The 16,977-nt window shown below is 46.1% G+C and carries 10 protein-coding genes and 1 pseudogene; 9 read left to right on the top strand and 2 right to left on the bottom strand.

Annotated elements, in window-relative coordinates:
• Position 1: 1 nt before the first annotated feature.
• The 3 genes from LL912_RS01355 to LL912_RS01365 are packed head-to-tail and all read left to right on the top strand — an operon-like array spanning position 2 to position 3,592.
• Positions 2 to 373, top strand: coding sequence for a DUF4260 domain-containing protein (locus LL912_RS01355; protein ID WP_235551759.1), 372 nt, complete (start codon positions 2 to 4; stop codon positions 371 to 373).
• Positions 360 to 2,882, top strand: a complete 2,523-nt coding sequence (locus LL912_RS01360) for a DNA gyrase/topoisomerase IV subunit A (RefSeq protein ID WP_235551760.1) — start codon at positions 360 to 362, stop codon at positions 2,880 to 2,882. Before LL912_RS01355 ends, LL912_RS01360 begins: the two co-directional genes overlap by 14 nt.
• A 56-nt stretch (positions 2,883 to 2,938) precedes the next feature.
• Complete coding sequence (locus LL912_RS01365; RefSeq protein WP_235551761.1) at positions 2,939 to 3,592, top strand: MgtC/SapB family protein; 654 nt, start codon at positions 2,939 to 2,941, stop codon at positions 3,590 to 3,592.
• Positions 3,593 to 3,909: 317 nt separating this feature from the next.
• Here LL912_RS01365 and LL912_RS01370 read toward each other — a convergent pair whose 3' ends face one another.
• Together LL912_RS01370 and LL912_RS01375 are read right to left on the bottom strand one after the other, a co-directional pair.
• Entirely contained in the window at positions 3,910 to 5,268 is a 1,359-nt protein-coding gene (locus LL912_RS01370) for a Gfo/Idh/MocA family protein (RefSeq protein ID WP_235551762.1), read from the bottom strand.
• 325 nt (positions 5,269 to 5,593) lie between these two features.
• Positions 5,594 to 6,078, bottom strand: a pseudogene (locus tag LL912_RS01375) (IS256 family transposase); the annotation flags it as partial.
• Positions 6,079 to 6,147: 69 nt separating this feature from the next.
• On the opposite strand from LL912_RS01375, the gene LL912_RS01380 reads away from it, so the two are divergent.
• The 6 genes from LL912_RS01380 (at position 6,148) to LL912_RS01405 (ending at position 16,959) form a co-directional block, all read left to right on the top strand.
• Positions 6,148 to 6,747, top strand: a complete 600-nt coding sequence (locus tag LL912_RS01380) for an RNA polymerase sigma factor (RefSeq protein ID WP_235551764.1) — start codon at positions 6,148 to 6,150, stop codon at positions 6,745 to 6,747.
• A gap of 98 nt (positions 6,748 to 6,845) precedes the next feature.
• Positions 6,846 to 8,039 (top strand): FecR family protein, encoded by a 1,194-nt coding sequence (locus LL912_RS01385; RefSeq protein ID WP_235551765.1) that lies wholly within the window; start codon positions 6,846 to 6,848, stop codon positions 8,037 to 8,039.
• 305 nt (positions 8,040 to 8,344) lie between these two features.
• Entirely contained in the window at positions 8,345 to 11,737 is a 3,393-nt protein-coding gene (locus LL912_RS01390; protein WP_235551766.1) for a TonB-dependent receptor, read from the top strand.
• Positions 11,738 to 11,760: 23 nt separating this feature from the next.
• Entirely contained in the window at positions 11,761 to 13,203 is a 1,443-nt protein-coding gene (locus LL912_RS01395) for a RagB/SusD family nutrient uptake outer membrane protein (protein ID WP_235551767.1), read from the top strand.
• 230 nt (positions 13,204 to 13,433) lie between these two features.
• Positions 13,434 to 15,083, top strand: coding sequence for an FAD-dependent oxidoreductase (locus tag LL912_RS01400; RefSeq protein ID WP_235551768.1), 1,650 nt, complete (start codon positions 13,434 to 13,436; stop codon positions 15,081 to 15,083).
• Between the two features lie 49 nt (positions 15,084 to 15,132).
• Positions 15,133 to 16,959: a hypothetical protein gene (locus LL912_RS01405; protein ID WP_235551769.1), complete on the top strand. Its 1,827-nt coding sequence runs from the start codon at positions 15,133 to 15,135 to the stop codon at positions 16,957 to 16,959.
• Positions 16,960 to 16,977: the final 18 nt, after the last annotated feature.

Genomic DNA, 16,977 nt, shown 5'->3' on the forward strand with positions numbered 1-16,977 from the left:
AATGATGAAAACGCTCCTCACCCTTGAAGAGATTGGAATGGCCGTGCTGGCCATCGCAGGGCTTTACAGCTACCATGCCCCCTGGTGGATATATTTGCTGCTGCTTTTCGGGCCCGATATCAGCATGGTGGGATACCTGATCAGCAACAGGGCAGGGGCCGTTTTGTATAATCTTTTTCATCACAAAACAGTGGCCATTTTGCTTTATCTTGCCGGCATTGCACTGGCCAGCCAGGTATTGATTTTTTTGGGGATCATTCTTTTTGGCCACGCGTCATTAGACCGGATCCTTGGGTACGGACTGAAGTTAAAACAAGGATTTAATTATACGCATTTAGGACTTATTGGAAAGAAAGAACATGAAAGACGATAGCACAACAGCAGAAGGAACATTTGAAGACAATGAGATCACCGGGTTACAGGGCCAGTTTAAAACCTGGTTCCTGGATTACGCTTCCTATGTGATCCTGGAGCGGGCGGTGCCTGCTATAGAAGACGGACTAAAACCGGTACAGCGCCGGATCCTCCATACCATGAAGCAGATGGATGACGGCCGCTTGCATAAAGTGGCAAATATTGTGGGCCGAACCATGTCGTACCACCCGCACGGGGATATGAGCATCCGGGATGCGCTCGTAAATATGGGGCAGAAGGACCTGCTGATCGATACCCAGGGTAACTGGGGAAACGTGGAAACCGGTGATGATGCGGCGGCCTCCAGGTATATTGAGGCGCGCCTGAGCAAGTTTGCCCTGGAAGTGGCCTTTAATGCCAAAACAACTAATTGGCAACTGAGCTACGACGGCAGAGATAATGAGCCCATCACGCTGCCGATGAAGTTCCCGCTGCTGCTGGCACAGGGAGCCGAAGGGATTGCCGTGGGCTTATCAACCAAGATCCTTCCGCACAACTTTATTGAACTGATCGAAGCATCGATCAAATACCTGAAGGGTAAGAAATTTGAATTGTACCCCGATTTTCAGACCGGAGGCATGATTGATGTGGCCGATTATAATAATGGGAAAAGAGGGGGCAAGGTAAAAGTACGGGCGCATATTGAGGAGCTGGATAAAAAAACGCTGCTGATCAAAAGCGTGCCCTACGCAGTAACCACCGATCAGCTGATCGAATCGATCGTAAAGGCGAATGACCAGGGGAAAATAAAGATCAAAAAGGTGACGGATAATACCGCTGCCAATGTGGAGGTACAGGTAGACCTGGCCCCGGGTATTTCGCCCGACATCACCATTGATGCCCTGTATAAATTTACTTCCTGCGAAATTTCCATTTCCCCCAATGCCTGCGTGATCGTGGATAAAAAACCACGGTTTCTCTCGGTTCCGGACCTGCTGAAGATCTCAGCCGATAATACTAAGGATCTGCTGCAAAAGGAGCTGGAAATAAAACTGGCGGAACTAAACGAGAAATGGCATTATACTTCGCTTGAAAAAATCTTCTTTGAAGAAAAGATCTACAAGGAACTGGAGAAAAAATATGAGACCTGGGATAAAGTGATCAATGCGATCGATAAAGCCTTTGTGCCCTTTAAAAAGCAGCTGAAGCGGGATATAACCCGGGAAGACATCCTGAAGCTGACGGAGAAACCCGTTCGCCGGATTTACCGCCTGGATATTGACGAACTGAATGCGCAGATCAAAGGGCTGGAAGCAGAGATCAAACAGGTAAAATACGACCTGGAGCACCTGGTGGATTATGCGGTGGCTTATTTTGAAAACCTGCTGAAAAAATTCAGTAAAGGCAAGGAGCGGAAAACGGAGATCAAGCAGTTTGAGGTGATTGAAGCCCGGAATGTGGTGATCGCTAATACCAAGCTTTATATAGACCGTTCCGGCGGTTTTATTGGTACCGGTTTGAAAAAAGAGGAATTCTTGTTTGACTGTTCCGACCTGGATGATATCATTGTATTTACAAAGCGGGGCATCATGAAGGTGATCAAGGTATCGGACAAAACCTTTGTGGGTAAGGACATTCTGCATGCCGCTGTCTTTTTAAAGAATGATGAGCGCACCACGTATAACATGATCTATGTGGATGGGAAAACCGGGGTTAGTTATGCCAAGCGGTTTAACGTAACCGGTATTACCCGTGATAAGGTATACGATCTTACCAAGGGCGATGAGAAGAGCAAAGTGCATTACTTTACCGTAAATCCCAACGGGGAAGCAGAGGTCGTAAAAATTACGCTGAGTCCGAATTCTTCGGCAAGGGTTAAAGAACTCGAGTTTTATTTTGAAGAACTGGCTATTAAAGGGCGGAGTAGCATGGGAAACCAGGTAACCAAGTACCCGATCAAGTCGGTTAAATTTAAGGAAGCGGGCCGTGCCACTCTTAGCGGAAGGAAACTTTGGTTTGACGATAAGTTTGGGCGGTTGAGCGCCGAAGATAAAGGACAGTACCTGGGTATGTTTGAACCGGACGACCGGATCCTGGTCATCTATTCAGATGGCTATTACGAAATCACCGACCAGGAAATGACGCAGAAATTTGATGCAGAAAAAGTGTTGCTGATTGAGCGTTTTGATCCTGAAAAGATCATTACGGCCGTTTATGTAGATCAGAAATTGTTACAATTTAATGTGAAGCGGTTTAAGATTGAAACTTCTACGCTGAAAAATAAATTTCTGTTTATAAAGGAAGGAGACGGTAATTACCTGGAATGTGCTACCACGATGGAAGAACCGGTACTGATGGTGCAAAGCGGGAAGGGTAGCCAGATCCGGAGCGCCAAGTTCAAACTAGCCAAGATTACCGACGTGATGGGTTGGAAAGCCGTGGGAGCCAAGCTGACGGATTACAACAAATCGGTGGTGATGGAGTGGGTCGAAAATGAAAAACCAACCAACCAGCAGGAGTTGTTTTAATCGTTCTTCGAAACCTTAGGTTCCAAGCACAAAGTTTCGAAGAGCAAACACATGCGATGACAGATATTTTTGAAATAACGGACCTTTACAAGGCATTGCTGGCGTTGCTGGCAGGTTGTATCCTGGGCATGGAACGGGAGCTGAAGGACAAGGCTGCCGGTCTGAAAACGATTTCTGTTATTTGCCTGGGTTCTGCCTTGTTCTCTATTTTGTCGTTAAAGATCACCGGACCCTATGCCGACGGTGCGCGGATCGCGTCCTATGTGGTCAGTGGCATCGGCTTTTTGGGCGCCGGCGTGATCTTTAAAGACGGGATAAATGTATCGGGCCTCACCACGGCCAGCGTAATCTGGATGGCGGCTGCGTTGGGTATGTCTATTGGTTTTGGAAAGATCTATCTTGCTGCTATTTTTTTGGGCAGCAGTCTGCTGATCGTTTATACGGGTCGCTACCTGAACCGGGCTTTTTTTTCCGGAAAGACCAGCCGGACGCTCAAAATGGTGCTGCTGCACAATAATACCATGATCAAAAATGAAATCATCCAACAGCTAAGACCCTATATTTCCCGGAAAGAGCAGGTGAGGCTGGAGTCATTTCCCGAAAAAATGATCGTGTCGTTAAACCTCATGATCCCCACTAAAAAGCTGGCGCAACTGGAGGAGTACCTGGTGAATGAGCGCCGGATCGAAAGTTTTGAATTGTGGGGCTGAACCGGCATTCAGCGTGTTTCGGTTTCCGGTCAGTAAGACACTGATCGGAACTGCGCAGACCCGGGCCACGGAAATGATTTGTGCCGCAGCAATGGTTTGTGTCTTCACAAACCACCACCAGGGAGATTGTACATTTTTGATAGAATTGACCGCGGTTGATCCACAAGTATACCAGTCGCAGATAATAAACTGACATCAAATGACACGGTTTCCGGTAAGGGCAAACCGGGGCTAATGAAAACACTGGCCGGAGCCCTGCAGACCCGGGCATGGCCGTGGCTGCTGCTTTTTGCTTTAGAAATAAATATTCCGGAAACCTAATATTTAAACACTTTTCCACCCGCCATCACCTCCTGCGTTTGTTCATCAAACGTGGCTTTCATGCCGGTGCGGGCGGCGGCGGTGGCCATAATATTTGCAACGGAATGCATATAGCCCGCTTCTACGGGGGCATTGGTTTGCTTACGGCTCCGCACACATTCCATCCAGTTAAGCATATGGCTGCTCGTCAGCGGGTCAGCACCGGTGTTGGCCGAAGTTTCTACTTTTTCCGCTTTTTCGGTAAGGGAAAATTCCGGCAACAGGTTGGGCTGCATACCCATGGGCTTGGCAAATTTTTCTTCCAGTCCGCCTTTGGGTGAAACTTTATTGGTGATCAGGTTCAGCTCACCACCGTTGGAGTAATAGACTTCGGCAGGCCGCTCATCTCCGTTGGTCATGCGGCTCATAAACACCACCTGAAATCCCTTTGCAGGATCATTTTCCGGTCCGTAGTCAAATACCGCCGTGGTCGTATCCCAGTTACGGCGGCCATCCTTCCATTGGTAAATATCCCCGTTTGCAGTAACGCTGCGCGGATGTTTGAGTCCGCTGAACCAATGCACGGTGTCGATCTGATGGCTCATCCACTGACCAAAGGCACCGGAGGAATAGGGCCAAAACAGGCGATACTCCAGGTATTTACGCGGATCCCAGTCTTCAAAAGGCCGGTTCATTAGGAACCGCTTCCAGTCTGTATCTTCTTTTTTCAGTTTGGCTACCAGTTCCGGCCGGCGCCAGCGTCCGGGTTGGTTTACATTCCAGGTAAGTTCCACCATGTTGATATCACCGAATTTACCGGATTTAATAAATTCGTCGGCCGCCTTATAATTGGTGCCGCTGCGTCGTTGGGATCCGATCTGGATGATCTGCCTGGAAGCCTTAATCGCTTTTAAGGCGGCACGGTTATCATCCATCGTTTCGGCAAAGGGTTTTTCCACGTATGCGTCGCAATTGGCGCTTACAGCTTCAATGGCACAAAGCGCATGTTGGAAATCGGCGGTGCTGATGATAACAGCATCTACATCTTTCGCCGCATATAATTCTTCATTATTACGATATCCTTTCACCGGGTGTCCCAGTTTTTCTGAGAGGAAGGCCGTGCCTTGGTCGCGCCGGTAATTCCACAGGTCAGACACTCCGGTAATGTCAAAGTTCAGTTTTTTATAGTGGTTCATAAAAGAGGGAAACAGGGAACTCCGGAACCGGTCGGAGAATCCAACAATACCCACCCGCACCCGGTCATTGGCGCCCAGGATATTTCCATAACTTTTGGCTGAAAAACCCATGGAGGCGAGGTAAGTACCTGTTGTAGCCAGGGAGGCCTGTTTGATAAATGTTCTTCTTGATTGAGACATATGGCTTCGTTTTAAAAGGCAGATCAATAATGCAGGAACACTGCCCGTTAAATTTAGCCAACAATGGGGAATTATGGCACTTAAAAAACGAATATTTTGCTATAACGTTTTCGGGGAGGCAATTTTGTTTCAGGTTCCAGGTTTAATGTCGGTGCGCATGCCGGTTCGGTATTCTCGGTGTTTGGTGGGGGCGTTAGTGAGGAGTAGTTAGGGACACTGCTTCCCTCGGTGAAAGGGCGCCTTCGGGTATCCGTTTCAATGCCGTTATCAATTACAGATAACGAGTTGCTGGAAGCGTTGAAGGTCAAAAATTTCACTCAAAAGGTTCAGAGAATATTACCTTGATGGCATCTGTAAAACCTTTGAGAACTATCGGTGCAAGCGCCCAGGATATCTTCCACGCTCCGGGCTTTTAAATCGGTCAGTACGCTCATACAGAAAGAAGCTGATCCTGTTTCAGCCATCCACATGCCCAACACCTGTTTTAATCTATCGTTTTTCAAACCAATAACCAGGTAAATGCATTTGTTAATATACTTGCCATTCTGCTTTACTTTCAGCACAATACTGTCCATCCAGACTGTATAATACACCACTTCCGGTGGCTGCTGCTGCCATTCTTTGATGTGCTCTATAATGCGGTTGATGACATTAGAAATGGTGCCCCTCACTAACATCCACACCATATACTTGCTTTACTTGTTCAACGATATCGGTGTCATTCCCCGGCTATACATACTGATAGCGGACTCTTCGGTTTATCGCTCATGCGATGACCTTGGGTATCAACTGCGGCTCAAACTCGCTGTTACTTGTTTATAGAAATATGCGTATTATTGCTGGTAATATTATTCTGGTCTATCAATTAACGAAGTTGCAATGAGCCTGAAGCCACTGTCTGGTGAAAAAGAATTGCTGGTACAAATCGCTGCCGGAGACAGGCAGGCTTTTACAGTGTTGTTTAATCATTACCAGAAATTCGTGTTTGGCTTTGGAAAAAAACTGACACATTCTGATGAATTGGCGCTGGACATGGTGCAGGACGTATTTTTAAAGCTGTGGCAGTCCAGGGAGGCCCTGGCTAAGGTAGAAGTTTTCGGGGCTTATCTGAACCGGCTGGTACGAAATCACGCTCTTAATGTATTACGCAACTTGTCGAGGCAAATTCGTCCCGAAGGGGATATAGCCCTGGCCGTTGATAAATCAGATAATACAACCCTCAGGCAAATCGATTATCAAGAGATCGTAAAAGTTGTTGCCGAAGTAGTAAACACGCTGACGCCCCAGCAAAAGCTGGCTTATGAACTTTGTCATCAACAGGGATTAAAATACGAAGAAGCTGCCGAAAAGATGCAGATATCCCCGAAAACCGTTCATGTACACATGAAGCAAGCCCTTGCCCGGATCCGCGAAAATCTGAAAAACCATTCGATCGGCTACCCGGCACTTATTTTTTTGCTGTTAAAAGACATTAACTGACGCCCTAAAAAAATATAAAAATAGACTACCCCGGTTCTCTGAAAATGGTGTCAATATATACAGGCCCCTCGTGGGATTAATGATTGCAACTAATTAAAATGAATAAAAATATTTCCAGGCTCCGGGAATTATTGAGTCGCTACCTGTCTGGTGACGATTTGTCTGAAACAGAAGGGGCTGAACTGTGGGATTATATTGATGATCCGTTGTTTGGCGGGGAGCTGGAAAGTATACTTGAAGAGGCTTTTTACCTGCAAACAGATGAAGCGTCACTTACCCCCAGCCAGCAACAGCAGGTGTTACATCGTGTTTTTGAAATCAGGACAGCAAGTCAAAAAAGGAAAAAACTGGTAAAGCTATGGCCACGCCTGGCCGCTGGAGTGGCAGCTTCCGTTATGATTGTGCTACTGAGTACTTACTGGTTCAGGTCAGTAAATCCCCCGGCTTCCCCCGAAGCAGAACAGGTAGCTGTGGCTGGTAATATCGCACCGGGTAAGGTTGGCGCTACACTAACCCTGGATAATGGTCAAAAAATCAGCCTGACAGATATTAATAAAGGGGAGGTAATTAAAGAAGGAGGTATACGGATTGTAAAGACAGCAGATGGACAACTGGTCTATGAAATCAAACCCGGCAATAACATCGCTGCTGGAATAAATATTTTAAGTACGGCCCCCGGAGAAACCTATTGTGTTACCCTGCCTGATCAATCAAAGGTATGGCTGAATGCAGACTCACGATTAACTTATAATGCTGCACTTTACAACAATGGCAGGCGCCAGCTAAGTCTTGAGGGAGAAGCATATTTTGAAATATTCAAGGACAAAGCGCATCCTTTTATTGTGACCACAGGCGCTCAGCAGGTAGAAGTGTTGGGTACTCATTTTAATATTAGCGCCTACCCCACAGATGTAAGCATTAAAACAACCCTGTTGGAAGGCAGCGTGAAGGTAAAGGGCAACGGTAGCGAGAGGCTGATAAAACCGGGTCAGCAGGCAGCACTTAGCTCAGGCAAGATAGAGGTAAAAACGGTGCAGGCGGAAGATGCGGTTGCCTGGAAAAACGGGTTCTTCGTTTTCGATAATGAAGACCTGCAAGCCGTAATGACAAAGATTGCCAGGTGGTATAATATAACGGTTCAGTTTGAAGACCCTGCGTTAAAAAAGGAAACTTTTTATGGAAGCGTGAGTCGCTTTGAAAACATATCTACCGTGTTGAAATCGCTGGAACGTACAGGTGTAGTAACTTTTAGAATAAAAGATAAGAATGTTATTGTAGCAAAAAAACGTTGAGCCGGCTGCCATACCCGTACTTAGCAAATTTGCCATATTGATTATTAAAACCAACTAAAAAATGAAAAAGACGATTGAGTGCAATTCTCTGAAACGGGTGCTGTAACACTACATAAATAAAGGACTTCGACGGCCATCGAAGCCCTTTACCATCTGTTGTAGAAACCTATTTTTCAAACAGGCTCCTGTGCTGTATCCGTTAAAAATATCAACACCGGAGTCATTAACAGACTTTTCAAATGTATAAAAAAATTGTACAACAATTTTGCGTGCCATGGCATGGCATTAAAAAACTGCTACGGATTATGAAGCTGACAACTGTTTTATTGATCATCACATTTATGGAAGTTAGCGCCGCCTCCCACGGGCAATCACTAACACTGTCAGGCCGTAACGTCAGTTTAAGCAGGCTAATCAGTGAAATAAGGAAGCAGACGGGGTATGGTGTGCTTGTTTCAACTACAAGGGTTAATACCGGTCGCCAGCTTAGCCTGAATTTTAAGAATACTCCTTTGCGTGATGTGTTGAATAAGATTGCCGCAGATTTAGCGCTTTCTTATTCAATGGAAGACCGGACCATAGTTATCTGGCCAAGGACATCTGCCCAGGCTATACCAATAGCAGCTGCCGCATCAGTGATTATTTCCGGTAAGGTTACAGGCGAAGACGGGCAGCCGCTGCAGGGTGTAACTGTAACGGCGCATAGCACCGGGAATGTGATGATAACAGATACAGACGGCAGTTTTAAAATACAGGTTGAGGAGCAAAATGAACTGCTCGTTTTTTCGTATGTAGGGTATCAGACAGTTGAACTGCGTGCAAAAGACGGGGCTCATATGAATGTGGTACTGAAACAGCAAAAGAGCCAGATGGAAGAAGTGCGGATTATTGGTTATGGAGAACAGGCCCGGAAAAAGATATCCACTGCTGTGTCCAGGGCTGACGGAAAATATATTGGTATACAGCCGGTTTCAACCCCGGGCGAAGCGCTGGCAGGTTTAGTGTCCGGTGTACAGGTTCAATCGGGAAGAGGTGGCTATCCGGGGGAAGCCCCAATAATCAGGATACGGGGAATCGGATCTTTGGGCACCAGCAGCGATCCGCTTTTTGTAGTAGATGGCTACCCATTGCAGGAAGCAACACAGTTTAACCTGATCAATCCTGCCGATATTGAATCCATAGATCTTTTAAAAGATGCGGCTTCGGCAGCAATTTACGGTTCGAGAGCCGCAAATGGAGTTGTTATTGTTACCACCAAAAGAGGCAGGGCCGGGAAAACCAGCTTTAATGTATCTGCTTATACCGGCGTACAGTATATAGCAAAAAAAGTAGACCTGCTCAACCGCGATCAGTTTATTGAGTATTCAAAATATGCGGCCCGGATGCGTAACGTCACTTATCCGGCTGTATTTGATACCGATCCCCAAAGCCTCCCGGATGTTGATTGGCAGGATGTGATATTTCGACCAGCACCTATTTCAGATTTTCAGATGTCCGCCAGAGGTGGTACTGATAAGGTGCAGTATTCCGTTTCGGGAGGTTATTTTAACCAGCAGGGGACTATGATTGGTACCAGCTACAAGCGGTATAATATTCGCTTTAACCTGGATGCCCAGTTAAGCCCTAAATTGAAGCTGGGTATATCCATGGCGCCCTCTTACTCACAGCAATACCGGCAACCTGCCGGAGGACAGTTTAGCGAGGCTTCTGCCAGCGAAACATCGGGAGCCAGGGCATTGCCCAGTCCCATCCACTCGGCAGTGCTGATGCCTCCAGTTGTGCCGGTGTACGATGAAAATGGCGATTATGCGCAGGGGTACCGGGGGTTGAAGAATTCGGCAAATGGGGTGTTTTTTCAGGCTGCACTTTTTAATCCTCTCGGAGTGTTAGAGCTTTCTAAAAACAGGCTTCGCGAATACCGGATCCTGGGAAATAATTTTTTGGAATATCAACCTGTTAAGGACCTGAAAATTAAGACATCGATAGGCGCTACACTCAATATGAACGACCAGTACGCCTATATACCGGCTACCCTTGCCAATGGAAGTGCACCGGCTGCCAGCTTGTCGAACCCGGTTATAAACCAGATCTATGCTGCTGAAGCGCAGTCCAGTGTATTAGACTGGGTATGGGAGAATACAGCTTCTTATAAAAAGAGAATTGGCGGGCATAACTTTAATGCCTTGTTATTGTATTCCCTTCAAAAATTCCAGGCAAAATCAACCACGGTAAACGGACGACCGGGTACTTATGTTACCACGCTTTTAGAAAACCCGTTGGCTTCATCAGAAATTCTGGGTTCACTGGCCTACAGTCAAAATGCATTCATGTCGCTGGGTGGGCGGCTTAGCTACGATTATAGGAGCAAGTATATGCTAACAGCGGCATTGCGGCAGGATGGATCATCCCGGTTTGGTCCTAATAACCGGTTTGCGCTATTCCCTTCTGTTTCGGGTGCATGGCGTATTACCGAAGAGCCTTTTATGGCCGCATTACAACCCGTGCTGAGCGAGTTGAAACTGAGAGCCAGTTACGGAGAAACGGGGAATGCTAATATCGGAGATTTTACCTGGGCCAATAATATCATCGATCGTAATTATGTGTTCAATGAGCAAAAGGCTTTTGGCGCTGCACAATCCGGGTTCGCGAATGATAACTTAACCTGGGAAAAGAACCGGCAAACGGATTTCGGTTTGGAAATAGGATTTTTGAATGACAAGTACAGCATTTCCTTTGACTATTATAAGCGACAAACGGATGGAATGCTGTTTCAAAAGGACCTGCCCAGCATCATTGGTTATGCCACTACATACCGTACCAATATGGGAAGCTTAAGTAATCATGGTTTTGAAATAAGCGCCAAAGGGAATTTCAATATAAATGCATTTCGCTTGTTGCTGGATGCTAACATTTCAGCCAATCGTACAAGAGTCAACGACCTGGGTGGCCCAACATCGTTACCTGCACAGTCGGCAATTTTTGGCTGGGATAATGTATTCCAGGTTAGAGTGGGGGAACCGCTGGGGCTGATGCGCGGCTACGAAGTGATGGGTATTTTTAAATATGCCGAAGACCTGGCTAAACACCCGCAGTGGGTTACAGGAAATAAAGTAGGTGACTGGATTATTAAAGACCAGAATAATGATGGAAAGATCAATGAGGAAGATATGACCGTGATTGGCCACGGCTTCCCCGACTTTGTTTACGGTTTAACTGCCAACTTACAGTACAAACAGCTCGACTTATCGCTTATTATGCAAGGTGTACAGGGCGTTAATCTTATTAACGGAAACATACGTCACCAGTTTGGCGTTCACAATGTAAACAGCAGTCCCATCTATTACAATAATATGTTTGACAGCCAGGCTCCAGATCGGGATGTAGAATATCCTGCTCCGCTGGCCTCGGGTGTAACTCCTTTAAATAATCTTACTAATAAGGCGGTGTCTGATGCTTCTTTCTTACGTGTTCGAAATGTAACACTGGGTTATACCCTGCCTACATCGATATTGAAGAAGTTTAAGCTGCAGGCGGTTCGTTTTTATGCGACCGGGCAAAACTTACTCACGTTCACAAAGTATCAATGGTATAATCCTGAAACGAGTGTAACCGGCGATTCGCCGTATCGGCCCGGTGTTGACCAGGGCACTTACCCCGCAAGCAGGGTTTTAATCATCGGGTTTAATGTAGGGTTTTAATACAAATTGTAAAACTGAAAATCATGAGGTATTTCCTTTCAAAAATATACACTTTACTTATTGCACTATACGTGCTGTTGAACGTAGGCTGCGGAAAAAAGTTTGTAAACCTTGTTCCTCAACATGTTATTGATGTGGGGAGTTATTATAAAACTGAGTCAGACATACGTGCCGTGCTTACCGGTACTTATGGTAGCTTGAGGGATATCTATAATAGTTACTGGGTTTATACAGAGCTGCCCTCGGATAACGCCCAGGTCTTTACCGAAAACGAAGGCGGATACGGAGAGTTTGATTGGCTTACCTACCGGGCAACAGGTGGTGTATCCGGGCCCTGGAACCAGGCTTACCGTACCATTGCATCTGCCAACATCATTCTCGATCATATTGGTGGCATTAGCATGTCAGATTCCTTAAGGCAGCAATACATTGGCGAGGCAAAGTTTATCAGGGCGCTTATGTATTTTAACCTGGTAAAGTTTTATGGAGCGGTGCCGCTTGTACTGAAGGAAATAAAAACAGAAGCGGAAGCCTATTCTTATAAGCGCAGCACAGCTGGTGATGTGTATCAACAGATAGAAATAGATTTGAAAGAGGCACAGGGTTTGTTGCCGGCCAAATTTACAGGTGCCAATACAGGACGTGTCACCAGCGGAGCCGCTATGGCGCTCCTGGGAAAAGCTTACCTGCAACAAAGCAGGTGGACAGATGCAGCGCTTATATTAAAACAGGTTATTCCGCTTTATGTATTTGAGCCTGCATTGTCTAAGCTCTTCGGACCAGGCAATGATAAAAATTCAGAAGTTATCTTTTCAGTTCAGTATTTATCCGGAGGCCAGGGACTTGGAAACTCTTTTGCCCATTCTTTTGCTCCGTCCAAATCCGGAACCTCCATTGTAAGCCTGGGCGCGGGGAGTAATAATACCGGGACGCAGGATCTATATGATGCTTTTGAAGCTGGTGACTTACGCAAAACAAGTTATGTGGGTGTATTTAAAGATGGTACTAACCCCAAGATCTATTATTGGGCAAAGAAATTTGTATATAATGTACCGGTTCTTAATGATGGCGATAATGACTGGCCCGTGTTGCGTTATTCCGACGTATTATTGATGTATGCCGAAGCGTTGAACCAAAATGATAAGACAGAAGAAGCGCTTTCTTATATTAATAAAACAAGGGTAAGAGCGGGGTTGTCGCCGCTTACCGGATTGTCTAAAGAAACTACACAATCGGCTGTTGAAAAAGAACGAAGACTTGAGCTTTGTTTTGAAGGGCATCGCTGGCACGATCTGATCCGGTGGGGCAAGGAAGTATCAACCATGCAGGCATTTAAAACCAAATATCAATCGATTGATACAAGGCTCTCCAATATGAGCATTACTCCAGACAGGAAGTTATATCCTGTTCCTTACAGGGAAATTAATCTGAACCCTCTTTTATTACCTCAAAACCCAGGTTATTAACGCAGTCTCAGATTTTAAAAACGTAGTACAAAGACAGCAAGGCAACTTAACCGTATATTAATTCAATAGATCCTGAAACAGCCGTTAATAGCCGTGACAGGCAACCGTATCTGACTTTTATTTAATCTTTCTATATCGTAATCCTGGCCACATTCCTGTTTCCGGCAACCGGAAGAGTGGCGATGGGCATTGCTTTGCTTCTTCAATTAAAAAGATTTTAAAATAAACACATGAACTATTCTGATAAAAAAAACAGACGTCGTTTTATTCGAGCGGCAGCCATCATTATTCCGGGCATATGGGCTTTGCCCGGTAATGGCGCAGCAAATCTTTTTCAAACAACGGGGGGAAGCAATCAAAGCTTTGATATTGTTATTTACGGTGCTACACCGGGAGGCATTACAGCAGCCGTAGCCGCTGCCCGTGAGGGAAGGTCGGTTGCCCTTGTAGAACCGCTGGGTATTGCAGGAGGTATGATGAGTGGCGGCCTGGCTTTCAGCGATTCGAACCAGATGTTCAGGTCAACACTGGGCGGGCTTTTCGAGGAATTTCATAAGCGTGTAGAAAAAGTGTATACGGATCGGGGCATTACACTTAATTACCGGGTAGCAGACAAGGGCACCCAACACTGGACTTATGAGCCGCATGTAGCAGAAAAGGTATTTCACGAACTTTTAAGCGAAGCGGGCGTAAAGCTTTTTTTGAATGAAATGCTGGTGGGAGTGACGAAGCGGCAAAAGGCTATAATGCTGATTAAAACCAATACCGACCGATCATATAAAGGCAAAGTTTTTATTGATGCCAGTTACGAAGGGGACCTGATGGCTGCTGCAAAAGTAGGCTACAAAGTAGGCCGCGAGAGCCGGGATGAACTGGGTGAATCACTGGCGGGTGCAGCTTATCCCAAAAAGCCGGTGCCGGTATCGGCTTTCAATGCTGCGCAGCAACCTTTGCCATTTATTAACGGCGCTGCTATGCTGGCTGAAGGTGCCGGCGATCATCGTATCATGACCTATAGCTTCCGGCTCTGCCTGTCAGAAGATCCTTCCAACCGCATTCCGTTCTCACCACCCGAGGGGTATAATGCTGACCGGTATGAAGTATTTCGACGGTATTACAAAGTAGCGCCCAATAGCGGTATTCCGTTTGACCTTTACCCGCTGCCGGGAAATAAGCTGGACGGTAACAATGGTATCGGTCACCAGCTCTCTACCGGCCTGGTGGGTGAAAATTGGGACTACCCCGAAGCATCGCCGGAACGCAGGCGGGAAATCTGGCAGCAGCACGTTGTTTATACACAGGGGCTATTGTATTTCCTGATGACGGACCCGGCTGTACCTGAAAAAGTAAGAGTGCGTATGAAGAATATGGGCTACGCTAAAGATGAGTTTGTACAATATGGTCATTTCCCTCCTGTACTTTATGTACGGGAAGCCCGGCGAATGGTGGGCTCCTACTTTTTAACGCAAAAGGATATTCTGGAAGATAAAGAAAAGCCGGATGCCATTGGAATGGGATCTTTTCCCATCGATTCACACGACTGCCAGCGGATTGCAAAGCCTGACGGAGGATTTATTAACGAAGGCACTATTTTCCCTGCGAAAACCAGGATCGATGGAAGGGGCATTGCATACCAGATTCCTTACAGATGTATTATACCAAAGGCCAATGAATGTACTAACCTGCTGGTGCCGGTGTGCGCTTCGGCTTCGCATGTAGCTTTTTGCTCGCTGCGGGTAGAACCTGCGTGGATGGTAATGGGGGAGAGTGCCGGCATTGCAGCAGCACTGGCGATAGAAAGTAAAGCTACAGTGCAGCAAGTAGATATCGCGCAACTCGCTACACGGCTGAAGGCAAAGGGACAGGTACTGACTTTTTAACCAAATTATTTACAGGGTTCTTAACTCAAAACATATAAAACGGGAAGCCATGAAACATAGAAATATAATTGCAGTTGTAGTACTGCTGACGGGTTTGACGGCCTGCTTAAAAAAAAGCGCAGAGCTGCCATTAGAAACCGATAACGAAACAGACATAGGAGCGATCAACCAGGTTCCTTCTGCTACCATGGCGCAAATAAGAGCAGGGTTGGTAGATGGTTATCGTGTTGTTTACCTGGATGAAGGAATGCAATCAGGTATTTTCAAATATGATTACAGCGATACTACTACCGTAGATGACAGCGCCATGACCATCGTAAGTGGTCTGAGGAGATATAGACGGGAAACTACCTATGTAACGCTGGAAATGTTTGGTGCCAGGGGTGATTATGACTATGTAACTAAGGCCGGAACCGACGATACAGGACCCATTCAGAAAGCATTGAATTATTGCTCAAAAAAAGGCACCGAGATTAAATTGCTTGCGGGTAAAAAATACCTGACCCATACACTTTATCTATATAAGGACAGCCTTAAGAGTCCAGGGTACCAGGCAAAGCCCGGCCGAATAAAAATAACCGGCCAGGCGGGCGGTATTGCTACCGGAGACCTGGAACCACAGGGTGCAGGCTTTGTTCATGTAAATAATGAGACTGCTAATCTTATTGAATGTATCGGCTCTTTTTCGATCAGTAGTCCTGCAACAATGGGAGGGCAAATTGATTTTGAAAATGTAAATTTTATCGGCGGTAATAAAACCCTCAATGTTATTTATTTTGAATCCTGCCAGGGACAGATCTTACTAAGCAACTATACCGTGCAGATTAATAACCCAGCGGGTAATGGCATTACCGAAGTAACAACATGGGAGACCGAACATCACAATGGTTTAATAAGAGGGCAGGCATCGGGCAGCGGCAGCTGGACGGGCATTGGATTGGATATTAAATCCAATGAATCCACCGGACAAACAAATATGAAGATTTACAGCAACGTTAATGTCTATAAATGCGGTTATGGTATTAGGATTGGAAGGAGGACGGCCAGTGTCGGAACTATCGGGCCGCTTAATTTTATTGGCGGGCAGGTAAGTCTTTCTGATCAGCACAATATGTGGTTGGACGGAGGCGTGTACAATCTTGTTTCAACAGGGCAGCAATTTGAAGGATCCAGGTTAAATGCCATTCTTATTGATTCAGACGGTGCTAACGATTTGCCCCGGAATATCAAGTTTACAAACACCTATTTAACTGGTGGGGGAAGGATAGAAGATGGCAGTAACAATAGTTACGCAATACATATAAAAGACGGTGTTGGGGTAGAATTCGACAGTCCTTTATTTAATAACCTGGGTAACGGTATCGTTTTCAACAAGGCGGCTACGCAGGGGCTTGTGATCCGGCGGCCGGTGGTAAGAACCGTTCGTACATACGGTACTACCAATGGTACTTTTATTCATGCGTATGGAAACACGGTGGCCAGTAACAGGCTTACGTTGGAGGACCCTTTGTTTAACCAGGCTCCTGCTACTTATATTTCCGAACCTGCACTATCAGCCTTTCTTACTACGGCAGCGGGCGGACGCCTGTCAGTAGGAAACAATGCCGCGGTTGTTTCCTGTGGTATGGGGGCAGGAACATTGCAGGCTGCGCAGATACTCAATTTTAATAATTCAGCTCCCACTACTGTTACCAATATCACGGGCGGACAGCTTTTTCGCGAGTTATTACTTACATTTAGTAACGCCCTCACCACCATTGCAAGTAACGAGAATATAAAGCTTTCGGGCAATATAGCATTTAGTGGTAGTACGAGTTCTACCTTAAAACTCATATGGATGGGTACTTACTGGCAGGAAATTTCAAGAAGTGAATAATACATAAATAAATCAGCG

The sequence above is a fragment of the Niabella agricola genome (genome assembly GCF_021538615.1).
GTDB classification, from domain to species: Bacteria; Bacteroidota; Bacteroidia; order Chitinophagales; family Chitinophagaceae; genus Niabella; species Niabella agricola.

Excerpts from the sequence above, each read along its gene's own strand:
- LL912_RS01355 (WP_235551759.1), top strand. The coding sequence starts at position 2 with ATGATGAAAACGCTCCTCACCCTTGAAGAGATTGGAATGGCCGTGCTG.
- LL912_RS01360 (WP_235551760.1), top strand. The coding sequence starts at position 360 with ATGAAAGACGATAGCACAACAGCAGAAGGAACATTTGAAGACAATGAG.
- LL912_RS01365 (WP_235551761.1), top strand. The coding sequence starts at position 2,939 with ATGACAGATATTTTTGAAATAACGGACCTTTACAAGGCATTGCTGGCG.
- LL912_RS01370 (WP_235551762.1), bottom strand. The coding sequence starts at position 5,268 with ATGTCTCAATCAAGAAGAACATTTATCAAACAGGCCTCCCTGGCTACA.
- LL912_RS01380 (WP_235551764.1), top strand. The coding sequence starts at position 6,148 with ATGAGCCTGAAGCCACTGTCTGGTGAAAAAGAATTGCTGGTACAAATC.
- LL912_RS01385 (WP_235551765.1), top strand. The coding sequence starts at position 6,846 with ATGAATAAAAATATTTCCAGGCTCCGGGAATTATTGAGTCGCTACCTG.
- LL912_RS01390 (WP_235551766.1), top strand. The coding sequence starts at position 8,345 with ATGAAGCTGACAACTGTTTTATTGATCATCACATTTATGGAAGTTAGC.
- LL912_RS01395 (WP_235551767.1), top strand. The coding sequence starts at position 11,761 with ATGAGGTATTTCCTTTCAAAAATATACACTTTACTTATTGCACTATAC.
- LL912_RS01400 (WP_235551768.1), top strand. The coding sequence starts at position 13,434 with ATGAACTATTCTGATAAAAAAAACAGACGTCGTTTTATTCGAGCGGCA.
- LL912_RS01405 (WP_235551769.1), top strand. The coding sequence starts at position 15,133 with ATGAAACATAGAAATATAATTGCAGTTGTAGTACTGCTGACGGGTTTG.